This window comes from Haemophilus sp. SZY H35, from assembly GCF_018829705.1.
Lineage (GTDB): Bacteria > Pseudomonadota > Gammaproteobacteria > Enterobacterales > Pasteurellaceae > Haemophilus > Haemophilus haemolyticus_K.
Genome location: NZ_JAHKJZ010000001.1, coordinates 576,034 through 601,643 on the forward strand (window position 1 = coordinate 576,034; position 25,610 = coordinate 601,643).

Sequence of the window (25,610 nt, forward strand, 5' to 3'; positions counted from 1 at the left end):
GGTGTATTTTTCTTTATTTTCAGAATCTCGCTTTTCACTAGGCTTTTAACTGGTTTATTTCAACAACGTGCGATAGAATAAAACCATTTTCATTTCAACGAAAAAAGTAAGGAAATACCATGATCGATCCAAATTTACTCCGTAATAATTTAGCGGAAGTCGCAGAAAAATTAAAAATAAAACGTAACTTTATTCTTGATACAGAAAAACTCACCTCATTAGAAGAACAACGCAAGAACTTACAAGTCACCACAGAAAACTTACAAGCTGAACGTAATACTCGTTCCAAAGCCATTGGCGCTGCTAAAGCACGCGGTGAAAATATAGAACCATTATTGGCTGAAGTGGATAATATGGGCAACCAATTGACTGAAGCAAAAGCACAACTAGATGCGGTACTTGCGGAAATCAATCAAATTGCATTAAGTATTCCAAATCTACCAGCAGATGAAGTGCCATTAGGCAAAGATGACACCGAAAATAAAGAAATCTTACGTTGGGGTACACCGCGTACATTTGATTTTGAAGTGAAAGATCATGTCACTTTAGGTGAAGAAGCAAATGGCTTAGATTTTGCCGCAGGGGCTAAATTAGCGGGCGCTCGTTTCGCTGTGATGAAAGGTCAAATCGCCAAAATGCACCGTGCATTAGCGCAATTCATGTTAGATCTTCATACTGAACAACACGGCTATTTAGAAACCTATGTGCCTTATTTAGTGAATCACGCCACACTTTATGGTACAGGGCAATTACCAAAATTTGGCGAAGATTTATTCCATACTTTAGCCTTAGAAGGCGAACAACCTTACGCATTAATTCCAACTGCAGAAGTGCCCGTCACTAATTTAGTGCGAGACGTGATTATTGATGAAGCAGAATTACCAATAAAAATGACCGCACATACCCCATGTTTCCGTTCAGAAGCAGGTTCTTACGGTCGTGATACTCGTGGTTTAATTCGTATGCACCAATTTGATAAAGTGGAAATGGTACAAATCGTTGATCCAGATAAATCAATGGAAGCACTTGAAGAATTAACCAGTCACGCAGAAAAAGTATTGCAATTATTAAATTTACCATACCGTAAAGTTTTACTTTGCACAGGCGATATGGGCTTTGGTTCTTGCAAAACTTACGACTTAGAAGTTTGGGTGCCTGCACAAAATACTTATCGTGAAATTTCTTCTTGCTCAAATATGTGGGATTTCCAAGCCCGCCGTATGCAAGCACGCTGTAAAGCAAAAGGCGATAAGAAAACGCGCTTAGTACACACATTAAATGGTTCTGGCTTAGCTGTTGGTCGTACTTTAGTAGCCGTGCTTGAAAACTATCAAAATGCCGATGGTTCAATCGCTGTGCCAGAAGTGTTACGTCCATATATGGGCGGATTAGACGTTATCGGAAAATAATCCTTCTATAAAATAAAAAAGCGTGGATTTTAAAATTTCCACGCTTTTTTATTAAGCTATTTCAACAACGACATCGGATTCTGATTTAGGGTTTAATTCCCCCACTTCATATAAATCAATCCCCGCTTCTTTGGCTATTTCAATGACCGTTTGAACGCTATTAGGCTCAACTGCCACTAATAAACCGCCTGATGTTTGAGGATCACACAAAATCGCTTTTTGTTCTTCTGTCAATACCCCAACTTTATGCCCATAACTGTCAAAATTACGCCCTGTTCCACCAGGTACGCAACCTTGAGCAATATAATCTTTTACACCGTCCAAGGTTTTAATTTTGTCCGAAAAAACTACCGCACTTAAATTTGAACCTTCACAGATTTCAATTAAATGACCAAGTAAACCAAATCCTGTGACATCTGTCATTGCTGTTACGCCCTCCACTTGGGAGAATTGGCTGCCAATAGAATTCATTTGGCACATAGCGACCGTGGCTAAACCTTGATGTTCTAGCTTAAGTTTTCCTTTTTTCTCCGCCGTCGTCAAAATACCAATACCAAGCGGTTTCGTCATATAAAGCTTACAACCTGATTTTGCAGAAGCATTACGTTTCACTTTTTCAGTGTCAATCACACCTGTCACGGCTAACCCAAAAATAGGTTCAGGCGAGTCAATGGAATGTCCTCCCGCCAAAGCAATACCCGCTTGATGGCAAGCAAAGCGACCACCATCAACAATTTTCTGTGCAACTTCTGCAGGTAATACATTGGTTGGAAAACCTAAAATGGCGATTCCCATAATTGGCTTACCGCCCATAGCAAAAATGTCACTAATGGCATTGGTTGCGGCAATTCGTCCAAAATCAAAAGGATCATCTACAATCGGCATGAAAAAGTCGGTGGTACTGATAATTGCAGTTCCATTACCAAGATCATACACCGACGCATCATCTGCAGTTTCATTGCCGACGAGCAAATTTGGATCATAAAATTTTTCGAGTTCTGAATGTAAAATTGTCCCTAACACCTTAGGCGAAATTTTACAGCCTCAACCTGCACCATGACTGTATTGCGTCAGCCGAATTTTTTCTTCCATTTCTTATTTACCTTATTGAATATCCGTTTTCGAGAATATGACTTTCAAACCCTATTCTTAATCATAAAGATCTTTGCCATCCTTCCTTGTACGCAATAATTGCAAAATCCAAACATATTGCTCTGGCGTTGGCGTAACAAAAGATTCTATTTCTTCGTTCATTGCTCGAGCTGATTGTTCAGGATCATCACTTAAATTCATTGCAGGATGAATTTCCATTTCATATTTGCCAGCCTCAGCGTTATAACGAGGAAACATTGGAATAACAACGGCTTTAGAAAGTTTTGCCATTTTATTTAATCCCGGCAATGTCGCTTTATAAGTTCCAAAGAAATCAACAAATACGCTTTGCTCCGCACCAAAATCTTCATCGGGTAAGTAATAACCCATTTCGCCTTTACGAACATGATTTAAAAAAGGTTTAATACCATTTTGGCGAGCATGCATTTTTCCGCCAAAACGTTGGCGTGTAATCGTCCAAAGCCAATCCACCAATGGATTTCGGTGTGGATTATACATAGAAGTCATTGGCATGCCTTGAGTATGCAAAATAATGCCCGAGGCATCAATCGCCCAGCCATGTGGCACCATAAGAATAATATTCTTGCCCTCAGGTTTTGCCTGTTCAATATGTTCAAGACCGATAAATTTGCTACGTTTTTGCAAATGTTTCTTTGAACGGATGGCAATCTCACCAATACCAAACATAACTTGTGCAACAACCGCAAACATTTTATCAATGACTTGCTCACGTTGTTGTTCAGTCCAATGAGGGAAACAATATTGCAGATTAGTTTGTGCACGCGTACGCTGTTTCTTTGCTTTATGTCCAATCCAAATACCTAATTTCCCCGCCAATTTATCGCGCAGACGAAAAGGCACAAATGCTAACAACAATAAAAAGAAAATACCGAGCCAAATTCCCCAATATTGAGGCTTTAAATACGACCATGAAAAGTGCGCTTCATAGCCCACTCTCGCCGTCAAACGTAAATTTTGTTGATTATCTGACATAATAAAATGAAATTAATTTTAACCGCACTTTTGCGCGCTTTCCGAATTAAAAATGAAACCAACCCTGATCGTAAACCATTTTAGCCGTCATCATAAAAGACATGATAACAACCATCGGTCGAATCAAGGTTTTACCTTTCGTCATCACCATTTTGGCGCCTAAATTTGCACCTAAAATGCTCCCAGCCATCATCACGAAACCCACTTTCCAAAGAATTTGTCCACCCAATAAGAAAAGCGAAAAAGAAGCAAGGTTCGAAGTAAAATTCATCACTTTTGCATGTGCTGTCGCTTTCGGGAGATTAAATCCTAGCAAAGTAACACAGGCTAAACTCATGATTGAGCCAGTCCCGGGCCCAAAAAAGCCATCATAAAAACCTAAAAATGGGCTAATTAAAAGACCAAATAACAGATAACTTAATCGTTGTTTCCGATCTTCATCACCTAATTTAGGGGTAAATAAAAAATATAGACCAATGGCTAAAATCAAAAAAGGCAGAATTTTTTTGAAAATCGCCACATCAATTGATTGAATTAATAATGTACCTAGGGCAGAACCTAAGAAAACCCAAATCAAAATAAACCAAATATCGCGTAAATTGACCGCTCTTTTTCGCAAGAAATAAAGGCTTGCGGATAATGCGCCTCCCATAGCTTGCAATTTGTTGGTGCCTAATGCCATTGCAGGTGGCATGCCAGTCATAAGCAAAGCTGGAATAGTGATTAATCCACCACCGCCAGCAATCGCATCGATAAATGATGCAACAAAACTAACACAAAACAATATTGCTAAAAGATCAATTCCGATATCCATATTGATTTACCTTAATGCTATTCTAACCATTCACTCCGATTCGGTGAGTTCAAAATTTGTTGGCACAAAAACGGTTCCGGTGGTGTAACTTTAGGTTTACTCACTGAAGTGCCTGGTTTTGGCGGTTCAAACCAAGAATATAATTCGTCTCCACAACCATCACCGGCAGGCACTGGGGCTTGATTTTCACAATAAGGCGCATCTGCTGGGCAAGTTAAACGAACATGAAAATGAGAGTCATGTCCATACCAAGGACGAACTTTGTGTAACCAATCACGATCATTGCCAGCGGTTTGGCATAATTTTACCTTAATCGCAGGATTAACAAAAATACGTGTTACGCTTGGATCTTGCGCGGCTAACTTGATTAACATCGCATGATTGCTATTCCACACTCGCTCATCTACTCGTTGTGTATTTCTATCCACAACTAATAAACCTTTGCCATCAGAGTTCAGCGCATCGGCGTCTGACATTTCACCCATTCTTAACCAAATATCTGCATCTAATCCCATCTGATGGCTAGCATGGCCAGTTAAAAATCGTCCGCCACCAGGCATGGCAATATCGCCTACTAACATCGTTGGCAACCCAGCAGCTTTAGCGCGTTGTCCCAAACGTTTAAGATACTGAATCATATTTGGGTGGCCATAATAGCGATTGCGATTCATACGAATCACTTGGTAACCTTCACCTTTTGGCGGTAATGCTTTCGCCCCAATAATACACCCATTGGTATAACTACCAATAGGTTTTGCTTTCCCATCGTCACTTGGAATTGGACGTTTCACTTTTTGCCAATCTAGAGGAGACGCAACAACGTTCAGAGAGAAAAGTGCGGTAAAAATTATGGTTGTTTTTAATAAAATTTTATTCATTCTAATATTATCATCAATAGTTTCATCATCGATAAATATACCCACGATAAAAAAATAACTCCCCTTTGAGGAATATGCATTGCTCAAAAGGGGAACATCAAAACTTATCTAGGAGATAGCGACCTAACCTTAAATATTACACTAAGATCACTTACACTGTGCCTTAAAACGTAATAGATGATCTAATAAGACAATCGCCATCATGGCTTCTGCGATTGGCACAGCACGAATACCCACACAAGGATCGTGTCGACCTTTTGTTACAACTTCTACGGCTTCACCATTAAGATTGATTGAACGACCAGGAATCGTAATACTTGAAGTCGGTTTTAGCGCAATTGTGGCGATAATCGGTTGACCAGAACTAATTCCGCCTAAAATGCCACCTGCATGATTGCTTTCAAATCCATCGGAGGTCATTTCATCACGATGTTCACTTCCACGTTGCTCAATCACAGCAAAACCATCACCAATTTCGACGCCTTTTACTGCATTAATTCCCATTAATGCATGGGCAAGATCCGCATCTAAACGGTCAAATACTGGCTCGCCTAATCCGACTGGAACATTTTCAGCGATAACGGTAAGTTTAGCGCCAATAGAATCCCCTTCTTTTTTAAGTTCACGGATCAATTCATCAAATTTTTCTACCGCACTTTCATCAGGACAAAAGAATGGATTGCTATTTACCTTTTCCCAATCAATTTCTCCGATAGTCTGCGGTGCAATTTTCACATGACCGATTTGGCTTAAAAAACCGCGGACTTCAATACCAAAATATTCGCGTAAATATTTTTTTGCAATTGCTCCCGCTGCAACTCGCATCGCGGTTTCACGCGCTGACGAACGCCCACCACCACGGTAATCGCGAATTCCATACTTTTGCTGATAGGTAAAATCCGCATGTCCTGGGCGGAAACGATCTTTAATATCGCCATAATCTTGCGAACGCTGATCACCATTTTTAATGATCATTCCAATACTTGTGCCTGTCGTTTTTCCTTCAAACACACCAGATAAAATTTGAACTTCATCATCCTCACGGCGCGGCGTGGTATATCGAGATGTCCCAGGTTTACGACGATCTAAATCTGGCTGAATATCTTTCTCTGATAATTCGAGATTTGGCGGTACCCCATCAACGATACAGCCTAATGCAATACCATGTGACTCCCCAAAAGTTGTCACACGAAAAAGTTGTCCGATTGTGTTACCAGCCATAATTTCTCACTTATTTTTTTACTTCAATAAAAGGCATTTCTTCGCCAGTATCATTATTTTTGATAAAAACATCAAGTTGGTTAAATGCAATATCAATATTGTTTTCTGCAAAGAGCTCATTAATACGGCGATTAAGTGCATCAATCGTATTTGTACGTTCAGCAAGTTGAGCAACATAAACGCGCAATTCGTGATCCAAGGTGCTGGCACCAAAACTCAAGAAATAGGCTCTTGGTTCAGGATCCTTTAATACTGTTGTCTGCTCATTTGCGGCTTGTAGCAATAATTTCTTCACTAATTCAAGATTAGAACCATAAGCGACACCAACATTGATCACTAAACGTGTCATAGTGTTAGAAAGTGCCCAGTTAATTACCTGCCCTGTTACAAAAGATTTATTTGGCACAATCACTTCTTTACGATCAAAATCAATCAACGTAATTGCACGAATACGAATTTTCGCAACGGTCCCGCTAACGCCATTAATTGTAACGGTATCGCCTACTCGAATTGGGCGTTCAAATAACAAAATAATCCCGGATACAAAGTTTGCAAAGATTTCTTGCATACCAAAGCCCAAACCAACTGAAAGGGCAGCAAATAACCATTGCAATTTAGACCACGACATGCCTAATGTAGCAAATGCCCAGGCACCACCAACCGCAACTAAAACATAGGTTAATAATGTAGTAATAGTATAAGGCGTGCCTTGTGAAAGTTTAACCCGTGAGAAAATTAGTACTTCTAAAATACCTGAAATATTGCGTACTAACACATAAGTAATCCCTACAATAACCAAGGCAACGAGAAGATTAAATAAAGTGATACTTTCCATCACGGTACCAGCTTCAGTTGTCGTCGTTTGCTGCCATAAGGTCACTTCACGCAAATAACTTGCCACCGTGACAAGATCTGACCAAACGTAATAGAAAATTCCAATCAACGCAGTCCAAATAAAGAGATCAGCAAAACGTAATAATTGACTACGCACTTCATTTAACGCTAAACCTTCTTCTTTTTCATTTAGAACAACAACATCATCGGATGTCGAACCATCATTAAAGCCTGCTTGTTTTTGACGGAGTTTTTCTTCTAAACGACGATGAGCCAAGCGACGAGATGATACAGTAATACCACGATAAATTACTTGGCGAATTAACCACCACACACACCAGGCTATATAAGAATTAATCAGATGCTGTATTAAATTCAACGCAGTGTAATAGTATCCCAACGCGACTAATATCACTAAGCCAACAGGAATAATCTGTAAACCAAATTGAACGATTTTGACAATAATATGGTTATGGCTTTTTTTCTCATCTTCGTAAGAACGTAGCACATTTTTGAAACGTGGGGCGATGATAATAATGCAGAACAACAATGAAACTATTGTATTCACCTGTCCAATCACATCATTTGCCAACCCATAATCAGTTACGTTACTGAATACTGATGTATTCAGTAATAAAACAACTGCTACAACAATACGTTTAATTACACTTTGAAAACGCACCGCACTTTGTTGAGAAAATTCAAAGTGGCGGACAAAAATCCCATTTGGGCGGAATAAAGAAAGCCAAAACGTGAAGAACCACCAATAGCCAGCCATACTAAACGACCAATCCCAAAACTCAGTTGGATTTTTCATAAAGAAGAAGCCAAGCATTTGACAAACTGCTAAGAACCATAAAGTTCCTGAAAGCGTTAAAAATGCAGTAAGCAATAAAGCTTGTGGAGTATTCCACTGATTATCATATTTTAATCGGTTAATTTCGCCGTTAATTTTTGACAGACGTTGTTTGATGCGCTCTTTGAATTTAAAAATAGCCCCACCCACGACAAATAAGCCCAAGCAATACATCAATAAGTAAGGCAAGTTACTGTAATCTGAGGGTAAACCAATTTTTTTCACAATACCATCGACTTGCGCCATAAAGGCTCGTGGTAATTGAGCAAACCAATCTAAATTAATAGGATTATTGCTTTTAACCCAGAAACTTTGTTGCTCCAATTTTGATTGAATTTGATCACTGATTTGAGTAATTTGTTGCTGAGTAAGCTCTAAAGAAATGGCTAAATTAAGTTGATTATTCAATGACTTAATTAAGTCAGAAGCCATTTTACGACGTTCAGTTAATAAATTAACTAATTGTGTTTTTTCAGTGTGAGTAAATTTCTCACCTTCATCTGATTCGACTTTGGCAATATAGGCATCTAAATCATAAAGTTCATTACGTTTTTGAGTAATATCGAAAATTTGTACCCGCAAATCCGCAATTTGTTTTGATAAACCTTGAATATTTAAGTTCGTCGGTAATTTTTGTTTTTGTTGTTGAATAATACGAGAAAGCACCAACGTACCTTGTAATGCACTAATTTGCTCTTCGATAGTGTGTTGAGTTTGGGTTAGGCTATCAAACACATTACGCATTCTTAGATCATCTTGCGTCAAGATGTTCGTCTTTTCAGTTTGTTGCAACAAATATTGACTCAACTCTGCATTACGCGCCAATTCTTTCTGAATATAAGCATTTTTCGCACTATTTTGTTGCTGTTGCTGAGCTTGTTCGACTTGGTTTTGAGTTTGCGCCAAGTTTTTCTGATTAATCACTTCTTGGATCGCCACAATTTGTTGTTGTAGCAGTTGCAAACGAGCATTCAACAAATCATAACGGCTTTGATAAAGCAATGTCAGCTGATCGCTATTTTTCAATAAATCTTGGTTGTAAACGTTTTTTAAATCAATCAACTGCAATTCTATTTGATTTTTTTGACGTAAAGTTTTTGTAAGATTGCTATCGGCTAATTGTTGATTAATTTCTTGTGTGCGTTTCAAATTCTCAGTAAGACTGGTTTGTGCACGCTCAGATACAGAACTTTGCCCCGCTAATTGAGTATTAGCCTTGCTTAACGCAGTTTGGGTTTCCTGCTGTTGAGCATTAAGTTTGCTTAATGTAGCCTGTAAATCTGCTAAATTTTGAGCTTGATAATCGACTGATTTAGATTGTTCTAACTGCTTCTTAAACGCCAATAAATCTGCATTATTTTTCTTAATTTCACTATCAGCATGGGCTAAAACATCATGTAAATCTTCATTATTTTTTTGTTGAGTTTGAATGAGTTGCAATAAATCTAAAGAGGTTTGCAATTCATTAATAAGTGCTGTTTTTACATCACCATCAGCCATTTTTTGCGCATCAGCTAAATCTGCAGAGAGCTCTTGCTCCGTAGGTAATAATATTTTGCTTTTGTTTGCAGCCAGTGTTGGATGCACCGTCGCCCAACCAATTAAAGCTGTAGCTAAAAGTGCGGTGAAAAAACGTGATGTTTTCATAAGTTACCTGTATTTTTCATTGTTCGTTTATTTGTTTTGCTAACCAATCGGCAAGCACTTTGCGTGATATTTTTATTGCGCCAGCAGATAAATCTACTGGCAATTCATAATAAGCTATTGGCTGTTTAAAACGAGCCAATTTATCTTGTAAAAATTCAGTGAGTTTTTCGACCACACTTTGATTAAAGGGTTCATTCAAAGCAACAATCGCAACTGGGCGATAGCCAAATTCATGATCGGCTTTGGGTAAAACAAAAACTTGTTTCACCATAGCATTTTTCAGCATCACTTGCTCTATTTCTTCTGGCTGAATATTTTCACCGCCTGAAATAAACATATTATCAAGTCGTCCAATAATAACCAGTTCCCCACCTTGCAAAATGCCTTTATCTTTTGTCTGAAACCAGCCGTCGCTATTCGTTAATGGAAAAATTTGTCGATCTTTCCAATAGCCCATCGCCAAACCAGCGCCTTTTAACCAAACTTCATCATTCACCAAACGATATTCTCGAGCTAATAACGGTTGCCCTACGCCTTGTTTTTCATCAGATTTTTTGGCAAAAACCGTAGAAGCCATTTCCGTCATTCCATAACCAGAATAAGTTTTAATGCCATATTTCACCATTTTTTGTGTAAGTTCTGTCGGAATATGCGCGCCACCAAGCAAAATATGACGCGTAGCAAATGAAATGCTCGGATTTTCCTGTAAATAATCTAATAAACGCTGTAATTGCGTTGGCACAAGAGAAACGTGAGTCGCCTCCAATAATGAAGCGTAAAAATCCGTTTTCGGAAAATGCAATTCAGCACCACAACTCAACCAACGCCAAACAATACCTTGACCTGAAACATGATATAACGGCAACGAAAGTAGCCAAGAATGTGCGCTATCGAACTTCATCAATTCGCATACGCCCTTCGCATTATCTAAATGAGCTTGAACATTATGCACTACCGCTTTTGGCAAACCTGTCGAGCCAGACGTGAGCGTCATTGTAGCTGGGCGAAAGAAATCAGCTTTTTGTATAGAGAATTCAGCTATTGGAAAATCCCTCAAATCTTCATCACAAAAACAAAAATCGATGTGATGAACATTACACAATTCTGTAATTTTTTCTTGAGGAAATGCTGAGTTAATACCTAAAATTTTTGCACCAAGTTGGATTGTAGCAAGATATAAAAATAAAATGTTTTCTGTATTTTTTCCAACAAAAGCAACCGCACTTTCAGGGTTTACACCTTTATTTTGTAAAAAGGAAACAGTTTGGTTCACTTTCTCGGCTACTTGCGCCCAATTAAAAACATCGCCCTGTGCAGTGCGCAAGGCGATTTTATGAGAAAACGTAGGTTGGAGAGCAAATGCTTGCCAAGGATATATCATCAATTTACCGTGAAATATGCTCGTACTTCGTCAATTAAACTTTCAGGCAAATCCATTGATTGCATTGCACCTTCCAACATCAGCATTTTACGACCACTGTTTGTGTTTGTGATAACCCAATAAGGCGTATCTGGAATTTGTTTTGGTTTTGTATGATTGCCAGTCATTAATAATGTTGCTTCATCGCGCGCAAAATAAACTCGGGTGCGGCCTTGTAAAGATTCTGTGGCTTGCGCAAAACTCTCAGGATTAGTGCGATAAAGCACGCGCAAAATAGCTAAGAAACGAGTAACGGCTTTGCCTTCTTCTTGAAATTCTGTTGAATTCAACAACGTTTGAACTTTTTCTACAATCTGATTAATTGCAGTTATCGGCTGTTTTTTCGTCGGTTTTACACTTTCTGACTTAGCCGGTTCAGTCTGTACTTCTACTTTTGATTCTATTTTTTCGTTATTTTCAGCCGGAGCAAATGTTAAGTCATCCGCAAAAACACTCGCATGCGCCGGTAAATTAAGCAAACGGCGTAAAATATCCGAAGCACTTTCCCCAATAGAGCGGGTTTGGCTCGCAATGTATTGGTATAATTCTTCATCAACTTCAATGATCTTCATTTTTTTCTCTCTGTTTGCTAGAATTTTTTTAATTATAGCGACTTCTTTACAAATTCTCACGCAAAAATTATGGCAAATTCATTGCTCAATTATCAATTTAATCAAGTAAAACAAACGATTAATTCTCCAACTTTAGTTTTTATTCACGGTTTATTCGGGGATATGAATAACCTTGGCATCATCGCTAGAGCTTTTAGCGAAAATTACAATATTTTACGCGTAGATCTGCGCAATCACGGCCATAGTTTTCATTCGGAAAAAATGAATTATCCACTTATGGCTGAAGATGTTATCGCGGTAATCCGCCACTTGAATTTACCCAAAGTGATATTAATTGGTCATTCTATGGGGGGAAAAACCGCCATGAAAATCACCGCACTTTGCCCAGAATTAGTCGAAAAATTAATTGTAATTGATATGTCTCCCCTGCCTTACGAAGGATTTGGGCATAAAGATGTGTTTAATGGCTTGTTCGCTGTCAAAAATGCAGCCCCTCAAACTCGTCAAGAAGCCAAACCGCTCTTAGAAAAGGAAATTGATGATCAGGATGTCGTGCAATTTATGCTGAAATCTTTTGACCCCAATTCACCTGATTATTTTCGGTTTAATCTCACCGCACTTTTCAACAATTACGCTAACATTATGGATTGGGAAAAGGTGCATGTACTCACGCCGACGCTGTTTATCAAAGGCGGAAATTCTTCTTATATAAAAATAGAGAATAGCGACAAAATTTTAGAACAATTTCCTCATGCGACGTCTTTCACTATTAGTGGTTGTGGACATTGGGTGCATGCTGAAAAACCTGAATTTGTTATACGTGCGATAGAGCGATTTGTAAATAAGAATTAATTCATTTAAATGAGAATACTTTTGTAGTATACTCCCACATAATTTAGGGTATATCCCCTATTTATAATCAATACGTTAAATTTTAAAAGGAAAGAAAAATGGCAGTTGTTGGTCTATTTTATGGCAGTGACACAGGCAATACCGAAAACATCGCGAAAATGATCCAAAAACAATTAGGTAACGACTTAATCGATATTCGTGATATTGCAAAAAGTAGCAAAGAAGATATTGAAGCATACGATTTCTTACTTTTCGGTATTCCGACTTGGTATTACGGTGAAGCACAAGCTGACTGGGATGATTTTTTCCCAACGTTAGAAGAAATCGATTTTACAGATAAACTCGTAGGTATTTTCGGCTGTGGCGATCAAGAAGACTATGCTGATTATTTCTGTGATGCTATCGGCACCGTGCGTGACATCGTAGAACCGCACGGCGCAATCATTGTGGGTAACTGGCCAACTGAAGGTTATACTTTTGAAGCATCAAAAGCATTATTAGAAGATGGGACTTTCATTGGGTTGTGTATTGATGAAGATCGCCAACCTGAACTCACAGCAGAACGTGTAGAAAAATGGTGTAAACAAATTTACGATGAAATGTGTTTAGCCGAGCTCGCTTAAAATTTTTCACATAAAAGGAAGGGAACTTTATGTCTGAAGAAAACATTAAATTACTTAAAAAAGCTGGATTAAAAATTACTGAACCTCGTTTAACCATTCTTGCTTTAATGCAAAATCACAAAAATGAGCATTTTTCTGCAGAAGATGTATATAAGATTTTACTTGAACAAGGTAGTGAAATTGGGCTTGCAACGGTTTATCGTGTACTTAATCAATTTGACGAAGCACACATTTTAATCCGTCATAATTTTGAAGGAAATAAATCAGTATTTGAATTAGCTCCGGTCGAGCACCACGATCACATTATCTGCGAGGATTGTGGAAAAGTATTTGAATTCACAGATAATATTATTGAACAACGCCAACGCGAAATTAGCGAACAATATGGTATTAAATTAAAAGCTCACAGTTTATACCTTTACGGTAAGTGTAGTGACATCAATAAGTGTGATGAAAACTCAAATAAATAATCTCAACAAGGCGACTAAAAGTCGCCTTTATTTTTTCCATTTATCAATTTCAATAAAAATACCCAATCGCTTCTCTAACCTACTTAATTGGTCAGTTTTTGAATCTAAATGTGAGTCGATAGGCAATAAACTTATTATTGCTTACGCCAAGTTGTTCCATTCGGACCATCTTCTAATACGATACCCATAGCGGTAAGGTCATTACGCGCAGCATCTGCAGCTGCCCAATCTTTAGCAGCGCGGGCTTCATTGCGTTGTTTAATCAGTGCTTCAATTTTTGCCACTTCATCATCGTTAGAACCCGCTTGTAAGAATTTCTCTGGTTCTTGTTGAAGTAATCCTAAAATCGCCCCCAATTCACGCAAACGCGCGGCAAGTCCATTGGCTTTCTCAACATCTTCTGTTTTTAACTTGTTAATTTCTCGCGCCATTTCGAATAAAACAGAAAGTGCATTTGGCGTATTAAAATCATCATCCATTGCTTCACCGAAAGTTTCTACAAAATTTTCTCCGCCAAAAGCAACCGCACTTTGATCCGTTCCGCGTAAAGCCGTATATAAACGTTCCAACGCACCCTGCGCTAAATTCAAGTTTTCTTCGCTATAATTGAGCTGGCTACGATAATGTGCCGTTAATAAGAAATAACGCACTGCTTCTGCATTGTAGTGGTTTAATACATCACGAATAGTGAAGAAATTGCCGAGGGATTTAGACATTTTTTCTTTATCCACCATAATCATGCCAGAATGGATCCAATAATTCACATATTGGCCGCCATGCGCACAGCAAGATTGTGCAATTTCATTTTCGTGGTGTGGGAACATTAAATCAGAGCCACCACCGTGAATATCAAAATGTTCGCCAAGCTGTTTGCAGTTCATAGCCGAACATTCAATATGCCAACCCGGACGACCTGCCCCCCAAGGGGAAGACCAACTGGGTTCGTTTTCTTTCGACATTTTCCAAAGCACGAAATCCATTGGATTTTTCTTGATTTCATTGATTTCAATACGAGCACCAGCTTGTAATTGCTCAAGATCTTGACGAGATAATTTGCCATATTCTTTGAAACTTTCTACATCAAACATCACATCACCATTATCCGCGACATAAGCATGTCCACGTTTAATCAATTTTTCCACAATTTCAATGATTTCAGGAATATGATGGGTTGCGCGAGGCTCAAAATCAGGGCGTAAGACATTAAGTGCATCAAAATCTTTATACATTTCCTGCACCATGCGATCTACTAACTGATCGCAGGTTTCTTTGTTTTCTAACGCACGTTTAATAATTTTGTCATCTACATCCGTAATATTGCGCACATAAGTTAAATCGTAACCCAAAGAACGCAAATAACGGGCAATCACATCAAAACACACAAAAGTGCGTCCATGACCGATATGACACAAATCATAAACAGTAACGCCACAAACATACATTCCCACTTTATTTTCGTGGATAGGTTTAAAGACTTCTTTTTCTCTCGTTAAGGTATTGAAAATTTTTAGCATTTTTAAGCTCGTAAAATGAAATAAAAACAAACCGCACTTTTATAGCACTTTTACCTCGATTGTGGAATAATACGACCCTTAATTTTTCAGAAGGAAAACAAAATGGTTACGTTACACACAAACTTTGGCGACATTAAAATTAAATTGGATTTTGATAAAGCTCCAGTTACAGCAGAAAACTTCTTAAATTACTGCAAAGACGGTTTTTATAATAACACAATTTTTCATCGTGTTATTGATGGCTTTATGATTCAAAGTGGCGGTATGGAAAGCGGTATGCGCGAAAAAGCAACCAAAGCACCAATCCAAAATGAAGCGAACAATCGTTTAAGTAACAAACGTGGAACCATTGCAATGGCTCGCACTTCAGATCCGCATTCAGCGACAGCACAATTTTTCATTAACGTAGCAGACAATGATTTCTTAAACTATCGTTCAAAAGAAATGTTTGGTCGCGAAGTCGTTCAAGAATGGGGCTATGCGGTATTTGGTGAAGTGGTTGAAGGGATGGATGTTGTGGATAAAATCAAAAAAGTGAAAACAGGCAACAAAGGCTTTCATCAAGATGTTCCAACTGAAGATATAGTGATTACATCGGTTTCAGTAGAATAATTGTGAATGGCGGATGAATTCCGCCATTTTTTATCGACCTAAAGGAAAATGCTCATGCCTTTCTTCGACACTCACACGCATCTCGATTATCTCCAACAATTTACTGGGGAACCTTTATCACAGCTTATTGATAATGCTAAGCAAGCCGATGTGCAAAAAATACTGGTTGTGGCGGTGAAAGAAGCTGATTTTAAAACAATCAAAAATATGACCGCACTTTTTCCTGATAATTTGTGCTATGGGCTTGGGCTCCATCCTCTTTATATTCAAGAACACGCCGAAAATGATTTGATTCTGTTAGAACAAGCCTTAAAAAATCGTGATGCAAATTGCACGGCAGTGGCAGAAATTGGTTTAGAACGCGCGATTCCTGATTTGCTCACCGATGAATTTTGGGCAAAACAATGCCATTTTTTTGAAAGCCAACTTTATTTGGCAAAGCAATTTAATTTACCCATCAACATTCACAGTCGAAAAACCCATGAGCAAATTTTTACTTTTTTAAAACGTATTCCATTATCTAGACTTGGCGTGGTACACGGTTTTTCAGGAAGCTACGATCAAGCGAAACGTTTTGTTGATTTAGGCTATAAAATCGGAGTTGGTGGCACTATCACCTATGAACGCGCCAATAAAAGTCGTCAAGCGATTGCAAAACTACCACTTGATGCCTTAGTGTTGGAAACAGACAGTCCAGATATGCCAGTATTTGGTTTTCAAGGCCAACCTAATCGACCGGAGCGTATTGTAGAAAGTTTCAAAGCCCTTTGCGCCTTAAGAAATGAACCTGCGGAATTGATTAAAAAAGTCACATGGGAAAATGCTTGCCAGATTTTTTCTTGATCCACGTCACATTACTGAAATTATTTTGAATTAAATACTAGAAAAAAGAAACTGAGCATAATAATATCCGCCTTGTAGAAAGTTTTTCTCAACACACAATCACACAATAAGGATATATTATGTCGCAAATCTATACTCAGGTGAGAAAGTTAGCGGAACAGTTTATTGAGCCTTACGCTGACGAACTCGATCAAAAAAAAGAATTTCCTGTTAAGGCATTTAAGGAATTAGGTAAAGCTGGTTGGTTTTCACTTTTAATTCCGAAAGAATACGGCGGAATGGGATTAACCCTAAAAGAACACGCTGAAGTCTGTATGGCGTTAGCAGAAAGTTCAGCCTCTGCTGGTCTCTGTTACATGATGAGTAATGTTGCAGTGAATTGTTTAAATCTATTCGGCAGCGATCAACTCAAACAAAAAATCTTTTCTGACATTGTTCAAAATCAAACCTTTGCCGCACTCGCCTATAGTGAATTAGGCACAGGTACTCACTTCTATATTACCGATGCAACCGCACAATTTAATGCTGAACATGCAGTATTCAATGGCTTAAAATCCATGGTGACATCGGGCAATTATGCTTCTTATTATTTAGCGCTTTTGCCTTCCGAAAATGGTGAAACTATTGATAACTGGGTGCTTCCACTTGGCACTCAAGGCTTAACTTTTGAAGCCGATAGCTGGAATGGCTTAGGTATGCGTAGCAATGTCTCTTGCTTTATGCGCATGACCGATATGCCATTAGATCGTAACTGGCGTATTGGCGAAGTTGGCACAGGCGCAGAACAAGTATTTGGTGGCATTGCACCAGCCTTTATTTGTGGCTTAGCTGCTGTCTATAGCGGTGTATGTAAAGCCGTGCTTACCGAGGCAATTAAACATTCAACATACCGTAAATACACATCTGGCACTGCATTAGCTGAAATCGAAACAGTGCAAATTCACTTAGCTAAAATCTATGCAAATACAAACGCTGCTGTATGTGCTACGCGAGATGCGGCTCGTGCAGCCACAGAAGGGGATACTGATGCCTTGGCTAAATTATTAGCTGCCCGTATTCTTGCAAGTGAAAATGCGATTACTCTTGCACAAATTGGCATGCGTATTGGCGGTGGCAAGGCCTATAACAAAATGGGACCAATGGAACGCTATTTACGCGATGCATTAGCAAGTCAAGTGATGGCGCCAAGTGTCGATGTGCTAAATATTTGGTTAGGTAAAGCCATTACAGGTCAACAAATTCCATAAAGTGCGGTGAAAAATGAGTGAGAAATTAAAAATTGGGGCGGTAATCTACGCCCCACAAGTGACAGTGATTTGGGGAATTATTGCAGACTTTTTCGAAAAAGAAGGCTTCCCTATTGAACCCGTGTATTTCAAAGACTACAAAGGACAAGTTGATGCGTTACTCAATAATGAAATTGATGTAGCGTGGAACTCTCCCCTAGCTTGGTTAGATGGTTACTTACGTAGTGGCGGTAAAACCTTAAATGGTGCCATGCGTGATACCGACCAAGATCGTCAAAGCTATTTAGTTGTTAATGATCCAACAATCCAATCGATTGAAGATTTAAAAAATAAAACTATTGCTTTTGGTGCGATTGATTCCCCACAAGCGCGGTTAATTCCTATCGAGTTTTTACATCAACATGGCTTGGAATTTGGTCAAGATTATGTAGAAAAACACTTTGATGTAGGTGTTGGTTTGCACGGTGATCATGTAGGCGGTGAATTAGATGCAGCCAATGCATTAAAAGATCGCCAAGTCTCTGCAACATGGATGTTAGATTTCAACTTTGAACGTTGGACAAAAGATGGCACGCTCGATCCAGCAACAGTCCGTGTACTTGCAAAAACACCATCATTTGATCATTGTATTTTTAGTGGGCGCGTGGGATTAGATGAAACCAAATTCAATGCATTCACCGAAACCTTGTTCAAAATGGATTACAACAATCCAGAACATAAAGAAATGATGGATTTGGAAGGATTAAAACGTTGGGTTGCGGGCAGAACAAAAGGTTTTGCTCAATTACAAGCTGCCAATGAATATTTAAAATTCTTTTAAGATCAATATGTCATGATGGGCGTGTAATAAACGCCCATCATTGTGGATTTTCTATGAAACCTTTCACTACTTCCCTTTTAGGCTCTATGCCTCGCAGCCAAGCACTTTTAATGGCGCGTAAAAAACATGCACTTGGAAAAATAACCACAGCAGAACTTAATCAACTAGTTATTCAAGAAACAAAACAAATTGTCGAACTTCAACAACGAACTGGCATTGATATTATCACGAGTGGCGAATTACTTCGCGACAATTACCTTTCTTTTATTGCACAAAAAATTCAAGGTGCAACCTTAATGAGCATGAGTGAAATGCTCGATCACATTAAAGAAAAGCAAATTTTTGAGTCAATGCTAGAAACCTTGGATGTTCCCGCACTTTCCATAAAAAATGCTATTTGCGTAGGAAAAATCAGCTACAAACAATCTTTAGTCGCAGATGAAATGTTGCTATTGAAAAATCTAACTAAGCAGCTAATTAAAGCAACCTTGCCAGGGCCTTACTTAATGGCTCGCTCCATGTGGCTTTCGCCTGTGTCTGGGCAACATTATTCATCAAAAGAAGAAATGGCAAAAGATGTTGTTGCTATCTTAAAGCAAGAAATTGATCATTTGTGTGAGCTAGGCGTAAGCGTAGTTCAATTTGATGAGCCTGTTTTGACAGAAGTTATTTTTAGCCATCATCAAACACGTTCATTTATGTGTGCGGCGTTAAGCGAAAAACAAGATTTTGCAGCAGAACTACAGTTTGCAAAAAGTTTAATTACTCAAATCTTTGAGTATGCAAGAAATAAAAATATCAAAACGGCATTACATGTATGCCGTGGCAACTGGAGCAAAGATGAAAGCGTATTACTGCGCGGACCTTATACATCATTAGTGGATTTATTTGAATCGGCATTACCTGACATTTTAATGCTCGAATTTTCTACGCCAAGAGCGGGAGAATTAAGTTCATTGTTAGAAAGTGAAATCTTAAGACAAAAATGTATTTTAGGCTTAGGCGTCATCAATCCTCGTTCTGATGAGGTGGAAACCGTAGATCAGATTGTTCAACGAGCGGAAAAAGCTTTAAATTACCTTCCACCAGAGCAAATTTGGCTAAATCCAGATTGTGGATTTGCCACTTTTTCTAACCGCCCTTTAAATGGTTTTGATATTATTGAAGCCAAACTTAACGTATTAAATGAGGCAAAATCAATATTGAGGGAACGTTATGTATAACGTACCTGAAAGTGAATGTTTTACAGCGAAATATCGAGCCGTATTACGCGGAGAAGAAATTAAATTATTCACACCGAATGACAGTATTTCGCTCTATTCACAAGTCAATTTCGATAACCAATCATTACAAAAAAGTGCGGTGGATTATTTTGCCGTTTCTATTCTAGGTGGCATCTTGAGTAGTGTAAAAGCGCATTTTGCTCAACAACGTGCTGACATTGTAGAAATGGAAGGAAAAATTTGGCTCAACCTCGCCAATCCTTTAACCTTACTGGGTGTTCGCGGTTATAATGAACAACCCCAAATAACAGATTGTAAAATCAAGATTTTTATTTCATCTGATTTAGATGATCAAACATTTGCTCACCTCACTCAAACTGCATTAAGAAATTGTTTTATCTATAACACATTAAATAAAACGTTTTCTTTTACCGTCTTGTTTGAGCAAGTGTTGTAATTCATTATATTAGTCAAAAATACAACTTAAACACCATCGATATTTTTCTAATTTGAAATAATTATTACTTTTTGATATAATAAATGAAATTTTGGAAACAATCCTTCATATTCTACTGAGCGTTTCCTTCAAAATCGCACTTCTCCGTGCTGTCATTTGCGATGGTTCCATCGCACCATTTAGGGCTTAAGGCCTTGTTTTATTTAATCTGATTTTATTTTTATTCACTTAATTTTTAAGGGGAAAGCGTTGTCTTTATCTAAATTTATGGAAAAGCAAACGTCGTTCAATCCTTTGGTGATTGGTACAACGTTATTTTTTGTGGTGTTACTTGTCGCAATGATTTTAATCGCACCGGAACAAACACAAACTTTATTAAATGCCGCCAAATCGGGCATTTTTGCCAACTTTAGCTGGTTTTACGTATTAGCATTCTCAGTATTTTTGGGCTTTTTAGTCATTTTATCGGTCAGTAGCCTAGGTAATATCAAATTAGGCAATGATGAAGAAGAGCCTGAATTCGGTTTTCTCTCTTGGTTGGCAATGTTATTTGCTGCCGGCATGGGTGTAGGGTTGATGTTCTTTGGTGTAGCCGAACCCTTAACGCATTATTTATCTGATATTACCGCGGGTACAGCAGAACAAAAACAACAAGAGGCCTTGTTACACACCTTATTCCACTGGGGAATTCATGCGTGGGCGGTGTATGGCACGATTGCGTTGGCATTGGCTTACTTTGGATTCCGTTACAAATTACCTTTGGCATTACGTTCTTGTTTCTATCCGTTATTGAAAGAGCGTATTAATGGCAAGTTAGGCGATCTTATCGACATTATGGCGTTACTTGCCACCTTATTTGGTGTTATCACGACATTAGGTTTTGGAGCATCACAATTGGGTGCAGGCTTACATCAATTAGGCTGGATTAGTGAAAATAACTTCAGCTTGCAAATTATTGTGATTGCTGTGGTGATGACTTTGGCGACATTTTCCGCGATTTCTGGCGTAGGAAAAGGGGTAAAAATCTTAAGTGAGCTGAATTTAACACTAGCTTTCTGTTTGTTGATTTTCGTGTTAGTGGCGGGACCGACACTTTATTTATTATCTGCTTTTAGCGACAACATCGGAACTTATCTCAGCAATTTAGTACAATTAAGCTTCAAAACCTATGTGTATGAACAAGAACATACTGACTGGTTTAGCGGTTGGACAATTCTATATTGGGCATGGTGGTGTTCTTGGGCGCCATTTGTAGGTTTATTTATTGCGCGTATCTCGAAAGGGCGTACCATTCGCGAATTTATTTTTGGCGTGCTGGTAATTCCTAGCATGTTCGGTATCTTGTGGTTTACCGTATTTGGTAATACGGCCATTTGGTTGAATGATGGTGAAGCTGCAGGTACGTTAGGACAAATGATTTCCTCACCTGAAACGTTGCTTTTTAAATTCTTAGATTATTTACCGCTTTCTGGTGTGACCGGTTTAGTGAGTTTGGTGGTGATTTCTTTATTCTTTATCACCTCGGCAGACTCCGGTATTTATGTATTAAATAACATTGCATCACGCGATAAAAGCCTTGCAGCACCTCGTTGGCAGGCCGTGATGTGGGGTGTATTAATGTCAGTCGTCGCAATTGTTTTAATGCAATCAGGTGGCTTAGCTAATCTACAGGCAATGACCTTGTTAGTGGCGTTACCTTTCGCAACGTTGATGTTATTGATGTGTTTTAGTTTATGGAAAGGCTTGAATGCGGACAAAAAATATTTTGATACCAAAGTTAATCCAACCAGTATTTTCTGGACAGGGGATAAGTGGAAAGAACGCTTGGAACAAATGATGAACCAAACGCAAGAAAAAGATATTTTGCGATTCCTTAAGCATACGGTATTACCGGCTATGCGAGAATTACGCCAAGAATTGATTAGCAAATATGACTTGAGCGTGCAAATTAACACGTTATTTGATCAAGATGAGCCTGCAGTCGAGTTAGTCATTCAGAAAGAGTTGATGCGAGACTTTATGTACGGGGTAAAATCTATTGGTCGCGAGGTATCAGAGCAATTAATCAATGATGATAACTTGCCACATATCCAACATAGTTGGACCTATGAGCCATACACCTATTTCTTTGATGGTCGAGTGGGTTATGATGTGCAATATATGGATCAAGACGAATTGATTGCTGATATGTTGAAACATTATGAACGCTACTTAAGTTTGTTAGATGATGTGGGGCAAGAATTGATGGCGCATGAGCAAACAGAACTGGCTGAATAATAAGACTAAAGTGCGGTTGAAAATAACCTTCTTTTTGACCGCACTTTTAAAATTACCTCTTGAGACCAATGCATAAAAAGAGTATATTCAAGCCCAAATTTTCAATTTAATTCTAACGGAGTTTTTCTATGTTTGGTTTATCCCCAGCACAAATGATTATTTTATTAGTCGTGATTTTATTAGTATTTGGTACTAAAAAGTTACGCAATGCGGGCTCTGATCTTGGTGCAGCAGTAAAAGGTTTTAAAAAAGCAATGTCTGATGACGAGCCTAAAAAAGATGCTGAGTTTACCCAAATTAAAGACGCTACGACAACCTCTGAAAAAACTGAAACTGTAAAAAATAAAGAACAGGCATAACCGTGTTTGATATTGGTTTTTCCGAACTTGTTTTATTGATGCTGGTGGGCTTAGTGGTGCTAGGCCCTAAGCGTTTGCCCGTGGCTATTCGTACAGTTATGGGTTGGGTAAAAACCATTCGCGGCTTAGCTGCCAATGTGCAAAACGAATTAAAACAAGAACTAAAATTACAAGAATTACAAGATAGCATTAAAAAAGCTGAATCTTTAAATTTACAAACACTTTCTCCAGAATTAAGTAAAACGGTAGAAGAATTAAAAGCACAAGCAGATAAAATGAAATCCGAGCTGGAAGCCAAAGCTGCTGAAGCAGGCACGACAGTAGAAGAACAAATCAAAGAAATTAAAAATGTGGCAGAAAATGGGGACAAATCCAAAGATGCTGTAGTAGCAGTGGATTCATCAGAAATTTTGCCGAAAGAAGAAAATCAACTCACTGATTTAACCACGCTTGATGCTCACGAGCAGGCAGAACTCACGGAACGCCTATCTGATTACTATCCCCCTGATGATATCGAAGTCATACCTGTATCGAAATCTCAATCGAAAAAATCTGAATTATAGGGAATTTGTATGAGTAATGTGGATGAATCTCAACCCCTAATTACACACCTTGTTGAATTAAGAAACCGTCTTTTACGCAGTGTGATTTGCGTTGCATTGGTATTTGTTGCGCTCGTTTATTTTTCAAATGATATTTATCATTTTGTTGCAGCTCCCTTAACTAACGTTATGCCAAAAGGCGCAACAATGATCGCAACAAATATTCAAACCCCCTTCTTTACACCTATTAAATTAACGGCAATCGTCGCAGTATTTATTTCCGTTCCTTATTTGCTCTACCAGGTTTGGGCATTTGTTGCACCAGCTCTATACCAACATGAAAAAAGAATGATTTACCCATTGTTATTTTCAAGCACTATTCTTTTTTATTGTGGGGTGGCTTTTGCTTATTATGTAGTGTTTCCTTTTGTATTTAGCTTTTTTACCCAAACTGCACCTGAAGGTGTCGCAATTGCCACAGATATTAGTAGTTATTTAGATTTCGCATTGGCATTATTTTTAGCTTTTGGCGTCTGTTTTGAAGTCCCAATTGCTATTATTTTACTTTGTTGGACAGGTGTAACAACGGTAAAAGCCCTTTCTGAAAAACGCCCTTATATCATTGTCGGTGCATTTTTTATTGGAATGATTCTAACCCCACCCGATGTATTTTCACAAACGCTACTTGCTGTACCAATGATTCTTCTATTTGAATTAGGTTTATTAGTTGCTCGTTTTTATCAGCCAAAAGAAGATGAAAGTGCAGTTGAAAATACTGAAGAACCAAATAAAATGGAATAATAAATTGGGGGGCATCGCCCCCTTTCTCATTATATAAGAAAAAGGACTATAATATGACTCAACAAATTTTTACAGGATTTCCTACCCGCCGCCTACGTCGTTTACGTAAACATGATTTTAGTCGTCGTTTAATGGCTGAAAATAAACTCACCGTAGACGATCTTATTTATCCGGTATTTATTCTTGAAGGTGAAAACTATCGTGAGGCTGTTCCCTCTATGCCAGGTGTTGAACGTCTAACTATCGATCAACTTCTTATTGAAGCAGGTTTACTAGTTAAATATGGTGTTCCTGTCATTTCATTATTTCCTGTAATTGAACAAGATAAAAAATCTCTAATGGCAGAAGAAGCCTATAATTCAAACGGTCTAGTACAACGCGCAGTTCGAGCATTAAAAAATGCTTATCCAGAATTAGGGGTATTAACAGATGTTGCACTTGACCCTTATACAAGCCATGGACAAGATGGAATTATTGATGAAGACGGCTATGTTCTTAACGACATCACCTCTGATATTCTTATCAAACAAGCTATTTCTCATGCTGAAGCAGGCGCTGATATTGTTGCGCCAAGTGATATGATGGATGGTCGTATTGGCCGTATTCGACAAGCATTAGAAGAAAAAGGATTTATTAACACACAAATTATGGCATATTCTGCCAAATATGCTTCTAATTATTATGGACCATTTCGTGATGCTGTCGGCTCATCAGGTAATTTAAAAGGCGGTGATAAAAAAACTTATCAACTTGATCCTGCAAATGGAGATGAGGGTTTACAAGAAGTCGCATTAGATCTACAAGAAGGCGCTGACATGGTCATGGTAAAACCTGGTATGCCATACTTAGATATGGTGTATCGCGTAAAAACACATTTTGGCGTACCCACTTTCGCTTATCAAGTTTCAGGTGAATACGCAATGCATATGGCAGCCATTCAAAATGGCTGGCTAAAAGAAAAAGAATGTATTATGGAATCACTACTTTGCTTCAAACGAGCTGGTGCCGACGGAATTTTGACTTATTTTGCAAAACAAGTCGCAGAATGGCTTTATTTAGAAGGGAAAAATAAGTAAAACCATAATATTATGATTAATAATTTAGATTTCATCTAAAAAAAAGCAAGAAAATTTAATTTTCTTGCTTTTTTTATTCTCTTTTTATCTTTTTATCACAATAAATATTGCAATATTAAGTCTCTCGTTACATATTG

At 38.3% G+C, this 25,610-nt stretch carries 24 protein-coding genes; 15 read left to right on the plus strand and 9 right to left on the minus strand.

Going from position 1 to position 25,610, the window contains the following annotated elements:
* Window positions 1-119 precede the first annotated feature (119 nt).
* Complete coding sequence (gene serS, locus KP710_RS02640; protein ID WP_048954139.1) at window positions 120-1,409, plus strand: serine--tRNA ligase; 1,290 nt, start codon at window positions 120-122, stop codon at window positions 1,407-1,409.
* A gap of 51 nt (window positions 1,410-1,460) precedes the next feature.
* Here serS and selD read toward each other — a convergent pair whose 3' ends face one another.
* From selD to seqA, 8 genes are all read right to left on the minus strand, one after another.
* The gene (gene selD / locus KP710_RS02645) at window positions 1,461-2,501 is read right to left on the minus strand and encodes a selenide, water dikinase SelD (protein WP_140523087.1); all 1,041 of its coding nucleotides are present in this window, start codon (window positions 2,499-2,501) and stop codon (window positions 1,461-1,463) included.
* Window positions 2,502-2,558: 57 nt separating this feature from the next.
* Window positions 2,559-3,515 carry a lauroyl-Kdo(2)-lipid IV(A) myristoyltransferase gene (gene lpxM / locus KP710_RS02650; RefSeq protein ID WP_140523082.1) on the minus strand — a complete coding sequence of 319 codons (957 nt, stop codon included), beginning with the start codon at window positions 3,513-3,515 and terminating at the stop codon, window positions 2,559-2,561.
* A gap of 46 nt (window positions 3,516-3,561) precedes the next feature.
* A complete protein-coding gene (locus tag KP710_RS02655; RefSeq protein ID WP_140523079.1) occupies window positions 3,562-4,329 on the minus strand; it encodes a TSUP family transporter in 768 nt (255 codons plus the stop codon).
* A gap of 17 nt (window positions 4,330-4,346) precedes the next feature.
* Window positions 4,347-5,207 carry a penicillin-insensitive murein endopeptidase gene (gene mepA, locus KP710_RS02660; RefSeq protein WP_140523074.1) on the minus strand — a complete coding sequence of 287 codons (861 nt, stop codon included), beginning with the start codon at window positions 5,205-5,207 and terminating at the stop codon, window positions 4,347-4,349.
* A gap of 147 nt (window positions 5,208-5,354) precedes the next feature.
* A complete protein-coding gene (aroC, locus tag KP710_RS02665) occupies window positions 5,355-6,428 on the minus strand; it encodes a chorismate synthase (protein ID WP_140523069.1) in 1,074 nt (357 codons plus the stop codon).
* A gap of 10 nt (window positions 6,429-6,438) precedes the next feature.
* Window positions 6,439-9,765, minus strand: coding sequence for a mechanosensitive channel MscK (gene mscK / locus KP710_RS02670; protein ID WP_140523063.1), 3,327 nt, complete (start codon window positions 9,763-9,765; stop codon window positions 6,439-6,441).
* A 16-nt stretch (window positions 9,766-9,781) separates the two neighbouring features.
* Window positions 9,782-11,143, minus strand: coding sequence for an o-succinylbenzoate--CoA ligase (gene menE, locus KP710_RS02675; RefSeq protein WP_140523149.1), 1,362 nt, complete (start codon window positions 11,141-11,143; stop codon window positions 9,782-9,784).
* Between the two features lie 2 nt (window positions 11,144-11,145).
* Entirely contained in the window at window positions 11,146-11,757 is a 612-nt protein-coding gene (gene seqA / locus KP710_RS02680) for a replication initiation negative regulator SeqA (protein ID WP_140523058.1), read from the minus strand.
* Between the two features lie 69 nt (window positions 11,758-11,826).
* Here seqA and KP710_RS02685 point away from each other — a divergent pair, with 69 nt between their 5' ends.
* From KP710_RS02685 to fur, 3 genes are all read left to right on the plus strand, one after another.
* The gene (locus KP710_RS02685; protein ID WP_118855196.1) at window positions 11,827-12,609 is read left to right on the plus strand and encodes an alpha/beta fold hydrolase; all 783 of its coding nucleotides are present in this window, start codon (window positions 11,827-11,829) and stop codon (window positions 12,607-12,609) included.
* A 98-nt stretch (window positions 12,610-12,707) separates the two neighbouring features.
* The gene (gene fldA, locus KP710_RS02690) at window positions 12,708-13,232 is read left to right on the plus strand and encodes a flavodoxin FldA (protein ID WP_005646497.1); all 525 of its coding nucleotides are present in this window, start codon (window positions 12,708-12,710) and stop codon (window positions 13,230-13,232) included.
* Window positions 13,233-13,261: 29 nt separating this feature from the next.
* Window positions 13,262-13,702, plus strand: a complete 441-nt coding sequence (gene fur, locus KP710_RS02695) for a ferric iron uptake transcriptional regulator (RefSeq protein WP_048954146.1) — start codon at window positions 13,262-13,264, stop codon at window positions 13,700-13,702.
* Between the two features lie 134 nt (window positions 13,703-13,836).
* Here the strand turns inward: fur and cysS are convergent, their stop codons facing one another.
* The gene (gene cysS, locus KP710_RS02700) at window positions 13,837-15,216 is read right to left on the minus strand and encodes a cysteine--tRNA ligase (protein WP_048954147.1); all 1,380 of its coding nucleotides are present in this window, start codon (window positions 15,214-15,216) and stop codon (window positions 13,837-13,839) included.
* 102 nt (window positions 15,217-15,318) lie between these two features.
* Here cysS and KP710_RS02705 point away from each other — a divergent pair, with 102 nt between their 5' ends.
* From KP710_RS02705 to hemB, 11 genes are all read left to right on the plus strand, one after another.
* Window positions 15,319-15,828: a peptidylprolyl isomerase gene (locus KP710_RS02705; RefSeq protein ID WP_215770901.1), complete on the plus strand. Its 510-nt coding sequence runs from the start codon at window positions 15,319-15,321 to the stop codon at window positions 15,826-15,828.
* 54 nt (window positions 15,829-15,882) lie between these two features.
* Complete coding sequence (locus KP710_RS02710) at window positions 15,883-16,671, plus strand: TatD family hydrolase (RefSeq protein WP_048954149.1); 789 nt, start codon at window positions 15,883-15,885, stop codon at window positions 16,669-16,671.
* A 119-nt stretch (window positions 16,672-16,790) separates the two neighbouring features.
* Entirely contained in the window at window positions 16,791-17,918 is a 1,128-nt protein-coding gene (locus tag KP710_RS02715; protein WP_048954150.1) for an acyl-CoA dehydrogenase family protein, read from the plus strand.
* 13 nt (window positions 17,919-17,931) lie between these two features.
* Entirely contained in the window at window positions 17,932-18,738 is an 807-nt protein-coding gene (locus KP710_RS02720) for a phosphate/phosphite/phosphonate ABC transporter substrate-binding protein (protein ID WP_048954151.1), read from the plus strand.
* Between the two features lie 53 nt (window positions 18,739-18,791).
* Window positions 18,792-19,961, plus strand: a complete 1,170-nt coding sequence (locus KP710_RS02725) for a cobalamin-independent methionine synthase II family protein (RefSeq protein WP_048954152.1) — start codon at window positions 18,792-18,794, stop codon at window positions 19,959-19,961.
* Window positions 19,954-20,418, plus strand: coding sequence for an OsmC family protein (locus KP710_RS02730; protein ID WP_048954153.1), 465 nt, complete (start codon window positions 19,954-19,956; stop codon window positions 20,416-20,418). Before KP710_RS02725 ends, KP710_RS02730 begins: the two co-directional genes overlap by 8 nt.
* A gap of 249 nt (window positions 20,419-20,667) precedes the next feature.
* Complete coding sequence (locus tag KP710_RS02735; RefSeq protein WP_181153954.1) at window positions 20,668-22,695, plus strand: BCCT family transporter; 2,028 nt, start codon at window positions 20,668-20,670, stop codon at window positions 22,693-22,695.
* Between the two features lie 128 nt (window positions 22,696-22,823).
* Window positions 22,824-23,054, plus strand: coding sequence for a twin-arginine translocase TatA/TatE family subunit (gene tatA / locus KP710_RS02740; protein WP_048954155.1), 231 nt, complete (start codon window positions 22,824-22,826; stop codon window positions 23,052-23,054).
* Between the two features lie 2 nt (window positions 23,055-23,056).
* Entirely contained in the window at window positions 23,057-23,617 is a 561-nt protein-coding gene (tatB, locus tag KP710_RS02745) for a Sec-independent protein translocase protein TatB (RefSeq protein ID WP_048954156.1), read from the plus strand.
* Between the two features lie 9 nt (window positions 23,618-23,626).
* The gene (gene tatC / locus KP710_RS02750) at window positions 23,627-24,397 is read left to right on the plus strand and encodes a twin-arginine translocase subunit TatC (protein ID WP_048954157.1); all 771 of its coding nucleotides are present in this window, start codon (window positions 23,627-23,629) and stop codon (window positions 24,395-24,397) included.
* Between the two features lie 53 nt (window positions 24,398-24,450).
* Window positions 24,451-25,473 (plus strand): porphobilinogen synthase, encoded by a 1,023-nt coding sequence (gene hemB / locus KP710_RS02755; protein WP_048954158.1) that lies wholly within the window; start codon window positions 24,451-24,453, stop codon window positions 25,471-25,473.
* Window positions 25,474-25,610 lie beyond the last annotated feature (137 nt).

What these genes read in the sequence shown, in the direction of transcription:
- aroC (WP_140523069.1), bottom strand. Translation starts at nt 6,428, where the DNA reads ATGGCTGGTAACACAATCGGACAACTTTTTCGTGTGACAACTTTTGGG.
- mscK (WP_140523063.1), bottom strand. Translation starts at nt 9,765, where the DNA reads ATGAAAACATCACGTTTTTTCACCGCACTTTTAGCTACAGCTTTAATT.
- fur (WP_048954146.1), top strand. Translation starts at nt 13,262, where the DNA reads ATGTCTGAAGAAAACATTAAATTACTTAAAAAAGCTGGATTAAAAATT.
- KP710_RS02725 (WP_048954152.1), top strand. Translation starts at nt 18,792, where the DNA reads ATGAAACCTTTCACTACTTCCCTTTTAGGCTCTATGCCTCGCAGCCAA.
- KP710_RS02685 (WP_118855196.1), top strand. Translation starts at nt 11,827, where the DNA reads ATGGCAAATTCATTGCTCAATTATCAATTTAATCAAGTAAAACAAACG.
- mepA (WP_140523074.1), bottom strand. Translation starts at nt 5,207, where the DNA reads ATGAATAAAATTTTATTAAAAACAACCATAATTTTTACCGCACTTTTC.
- seqA (WP_140523058.1), bottom strand. Translation starts at nt 11,757, where the DNA reads ATGAAGATCATTGAAGTTGATGAAGAATTATACCAATACATTGCGAGC.
- tatA (WP_048954155.1), top strand. Translation starts at nt 22,824, where the DNA reads ATGTTTGGTTTATCCCCAGCACAAATGATTATTTTATTAGTCGTGATT.
- fldA (WP_005646497.1), top strand. Translation starts at nt 12,708, where the DNA reads ATGGCAGTTGTTGGTCTATTTTATGGCAGTGACACAGGCAATACCGAA.
- cysS (WP_048954147.1), bottom strand. Translation starts at nt 15,216, where the DNA reads ATGCTAAAAATTTTCAATACCTTAACGAGAGAAAAAGAAGTCTTTAAA.
- KP710_RS02705 (WP_215770901.1), top strand. Translation starts at nt 15,319, where the DNA reads ATGGTTACGTTACACACAAACTTTGGCGACATTAAAATTAAATTGGAT.
- serS (WP_048954139.1), top strand. Translation starts at nt 120, where the DNA reads ATGATCGATCCAAATTTACTCCGTAATAATTTAGCGGAAGTCGCAGAA.
- KP710_RS02655 (WP_140523079.1), bottom strand. Translation starts at nt 4,329, where the DNA reads ATGGATATCGGAATTGATCTTTTAGCAATATTGTTTTGTGTTAGTTTT.
- KP710_RS02720 (WP_048954151.1), top strand. Translation starts at nt 17,932, where the DNA reads ATGAGTGAGAAATTAAAAATTGGGGCGGTAATCTACGCCCCACAAGTG.
- lpxM (WP_140523082.1), bottom strand. Translation starts at nt 3,515, where the DNA reads ATGTCAGATAATCAACAAAATTTACGTTTGACGGCGAGAGTGGGCTAT.
- tatC (WP_048954157.1), top strand. Translation starts at nt 23,627, where the DNA reads ATGAGTAATGTGGATGAATCTCAACCCCTAATTACACACCTTGTTGAA.
- KP710_RS02710 (WP_048954149.1), top strand. Translation starts at nt 15,883, where the DNA reads ATGCCTTTCTTCGACACTCACACGCATCTCGATTATCTCCAACAATTT.
- KP710_RS02730 (WP_048954153.1), top strand. Translation starts at nt 19,954, where the DNA reads ATGTATAACGTACCTGAAAGTGAATGTTTTACAGCGAAATATCGAGCC.
- KP710_RS02715 (WP_048954150.1), top strand. Translation starts at nt 16,791, where the DNA reads ATGTCGCAAATCTATACTCAGGTGAGAAAGTTAGCGGAACAGTTTATT.
- hemB (WP_048954158.1), top strand. Translation starts at nt 24,451, where the DNA reads ATGACTCAACAAATTTTTACAGGATTTCCTACCCGCCGCCTACGTCGT.